This window comes from Dyella sp. (assembly GCF_035277725.1).
Lineage (GTDB): Bacteria > Pseudomonadota > Gammaproteobacteria > Xanthomonadales > Rhodanobacteraceae > Dyella_B.
In genome coordinates, this window is sequence record NZ_DATEJY010000168.1 from 1 (window position 1) to 3,054 (window position 3,054).

The following is a 3,054-nucleotide window of genomic DNA, read 5'->3' on the forward strand; positions in this document are numbered from 1 at the left end:
GTGCTTGATACATATGGACGTTTAGCCATCCATACACGTGCGAATCGACAATTTGGAAAATTTCTCATAAAAAAGTAGTTGACACCTTCGCGCAGCATGCCGTACGGTCGACGACATGCCGCAACGCAACAGCCACCGCGAATTCATCGCTGCGATCCGTCCACCGACGTTGATCGACATGCTGCCGCTCACCGGCCTCCTTCTTATTTCCCTTGTACTCGTACTCCTCATTACCAACGGAGGTGCGGGCTGAGGGCGCGTGTCAAGGTAAAGCAAAACTAACCTAGATACCCCAAAGAACCCCGCACCCACCAGGATGCGGGGTTTTTTATCGCCCTCGTCATCACCGAAACGGAGCCAGGCCATGACCTCTGCAACAGCACAACCGAACGACCCCGGTGAAAGTACGGAAAGTGCCGAAGATCGCGTACGCATTTTCGACACGACCTTGCGCGACGGGGAACAAGCGCCCGGATTTTCGATGGATCGACGCGCAAAGTTGTGCATGGCACAAGCGCTGGAATCGCTGGGCGTCGATGTGTTGGAGGCCGGATTTCCACAAGCCTCGCCGGATGATTTCGCCGCTGTCGAGGAAATCGCCCGAAGTTTGCACAGCACCACCGTCTGCGCATTGGCGCGATGTCAAACCGGCGATATCGACACCGCCGCCCGCGCACTGGAACGCGCACACCGATCCCGCATCCACCTGTTTCTTTCCACCAGTCCGTTGCATCGCGAGCACAAGCTCGGCATGAGCAAGCAGCAAGTACTGGATACCGCCGTCGCCTCCATCCTGCACGCGCGCAAATACTGCGCAGACGTCGAATTCTCCGCCGAAGACGCATTGCGCACGGAGCCGGAATTCCTGGTCGACGTCTTCAGCGCCGCCATCGCCGCCGGCGCCACCACCGTCAACGTGCCGGACACCGTGGGCTACACCACGCCCGCCGAGATCCACGAACTGTTCTCCTATCTGCGCCAGCACGTGCGCGATGCGCACAAAGCCGTGTTTTCCTCGCATTGCCACGATGACTTAGGCATGGCCGTCGCCAACAGCCTCGCCGCCGTCAGCGCCGGCGCACGCCAGGTGGAGTGCACCATCAACGGCATCGGCGAACGCGCCGGCAACGCCGCACTGGAAGAAATCGTGATGGCCCTGAAAGTGCGCGCACCGCGCTTCGGCCTGCGCACCAACATCGACACGCACAAGCTGTATCCCACCTCGCGCCTGCTGAGCCAGGTCACCGGGCAGGCGGTACAACGCAACAAGGCGGTGGTCGGCGACAATGCCTTCGCGCACGAGTCGGGCATCCATCAGCACGGCATGCTCAAGCATCGCAACACCTACGAAATCATGCGGCCCGAAGATGTCGGCATCGCCGAAACCACGCTGGTGCTGGGCAAGCATTCCGGCCGTCACGCCCTGCGCCAGCGCCTGGAAGTGCTGGGGCACAAGCTGGATGACGAAGCCATGGACAGCGTGTTCAAGCGCTTCAAGGCACTGGCCGATCGCAAGCGCGACATTCGGGATGAAGATCTGGAAGCGCTGGCGTTGGGGCAAGATCCGGACGCTACCGGCCCCTGGCACCTGACCCATCTCAACACCAGCTCGCACCTGGGCAGCAATGCCACCGCGTCGGTGAAGTTGCGTCACGATGACGGCCGCGAGATTGGCGAAGCCGCCATTGGCGACGGCCCGGTCGATGCCGTGTTGCGCGCGATCGAACGCGCCACCGGCACCGACATGGAACTCACCGGCTTTCACGTGCGCGCCATCAGCGAGGGCGGCGATGCGCAGGGCCAGGCGCAACTCACTGCGCGCCATGCCGAGCGCGAATGGAACGGCAGCAGCGTCAGCACCGACATCATCGAAGCCACCGCACACGCGGCGCTCGCCATCATCAATCGCATCGAGCGCCAGGGCCCGAAGCAGCACCCGCAGCATTCCTTTACGGCAGAACGCAGCCATGGAGGGCTGCATGCAGATCGTCGCGCGCACGGACGCGTGGAACAGGAGACATCCGCATGAGTACCGCATTCCTCTGGCACAACGGCCGCATCAAGCCCTGGGCCGACGCCACCGTTCATGTCAGCACGCACGCGTTGCATTACGGCTCCTCCGTCTTCGAAGGCGAGCGCGTGTATGCCACGCCGGAAGGACCGGCCTATTTCCGCCTGGCCGAGCACACGCGCCGCCTGTTCGAATCGGCGCGCGTGTACGAGATCGAGATCGGCTACAGCGAAGATGAGATCAACGAAGCTTGCCTGGAAGTGATTCGCGCCAACCGGATGGCATCGGCTTATGTACGACCGATTGTCTTTCGCGGCGCCGGCGGGCTCGGCGTTCTCCCCAGGGACGGCGCGCCCGTCGACGTCGCGATCATGGCTTTGGAATGGGGTGCATATCTCGGCGAAGCGGCCGAGCGCGGTGCGGACGTGTGCGTGTCCTCATGGAACCGCCCTGCGCCGAACACCTTCCCTAGCTGGGCCAAGGCGGGTGGCAATTACCTGAGCAGCCAGCTGATCGGCATGGAAGCACGCCGCGGCGGTTACGACGAAGGCATTGCGCTGGGCTACAACGGCCTGCTGAGCGAAGGTGCCGGTGAAAACCTGTTCCTGATCAAGCGCGGCAAGCTGCTGACGCCGCCGTCGAGCGCCGGCATCCTGGCCGGCATCACGCGCGACTCGGTGATTACGCTGGCCAACGACATGGGCTATGTCGTGGAAGAACGCGATCTGCCGCGCGAAGCGCTGTATACCGCCGACGAAGTCTTCATGACCGGCACCGCCGCCGAGATCACGCCCGTACGCTCGGTCGATCGCAAGGCCGTTGGCAACGGCACGCCCGGCCCGATCACGCGCGCATTGCGCGATGCCTTCTTCGGCCTGTTCGACGGTCGCACGCAAGACCGCTACGGCTGGCTGACCCACGTTGAGACCACCACCGCAAAGGAGGCGGCATGAGCGCCCGCACGTTATTCGAGAAGATCTGGGACGCTCATGTCGTAGCGCCCGAAACGGCCGATACGCCGGCCGTGCTGTATATCGATCTGC

The 3,054-nt window shown here is 62.9% G+C and carries 3 protein-coding genes; all 3 read left to right on the plus strand.

Translation table 11 applies throughout. The features are described 5' to 3' along the window. Window positions 1–115 precede the first annotated feature (115 nt). The 3 genes from VJR68_RS14890 (at window position 116) to VJR68_RS14900 (ending at window position 2,964) form a co-directional block, all read left to right on the plus strand. Window positions 116–253 carry a hypothetical protein gene (locus VJR68_RS14890; protein ID WP_324148916.1) on the plus strand — a complete coding sequence of 46 codons (138 nt, stop codon included), beginning with the start codon at window positions 116–118 and terminating at the stop codon, window positions 251–253. A gap of 111 nt (window positions 254–364) precedes the next feature. Beyond that, window positions 365–2,029: a 2-isopropylmalate synthase gene (locus tag VJR68_RS14895; RefSeq protein WP_324148918.1), complete on the plus strand. Its 1,665-nt coding sequence runs from the start codon at window positions 365–367 to the stop codon at window positions 2,027–2,029. Then, complete coding sequence (locus VJR68_RS14900; protein WP_324148920.1) at window positions 2,026–2,964, plus strand: branched-chain amino acid transaminase; 939 nt, start codon at window positions 2,026–2,028, stop codon at window positions 2,962–2,964. The genes VJR68_RS14895 and VJR68_RS14900 overlap by 4 nt, the downstream gene beginning before the upstream one ends. Window positions 2,965–3,054 lie beyond the last annotated feature (90 nt).

Excerpts from the sequence above, each read along its gene's own strand:
- VJR68_RS14900 (WP_324148920.1), top strand. The coding sequence starts at position 2,026 with ATGAGTACCGCATTCCTCTGGCACAACGGCCGCATCAAGCCCTGGGCC.
- VJR68_RS14890 (WP_324148916.1), top strand. The coding sequence starts at position 116 with ATGCCGCAACGCAACAGCCACCGCGAATTCATCGCTGCGATCCGTCCA.
- VJR68_RS14895 (WP_324148918.1), top strand. The coding sequence starts at position 365 with ATGACCTCTGCAACAGCACAACCGAACGACCCCGGTGAAAGTACGGAA.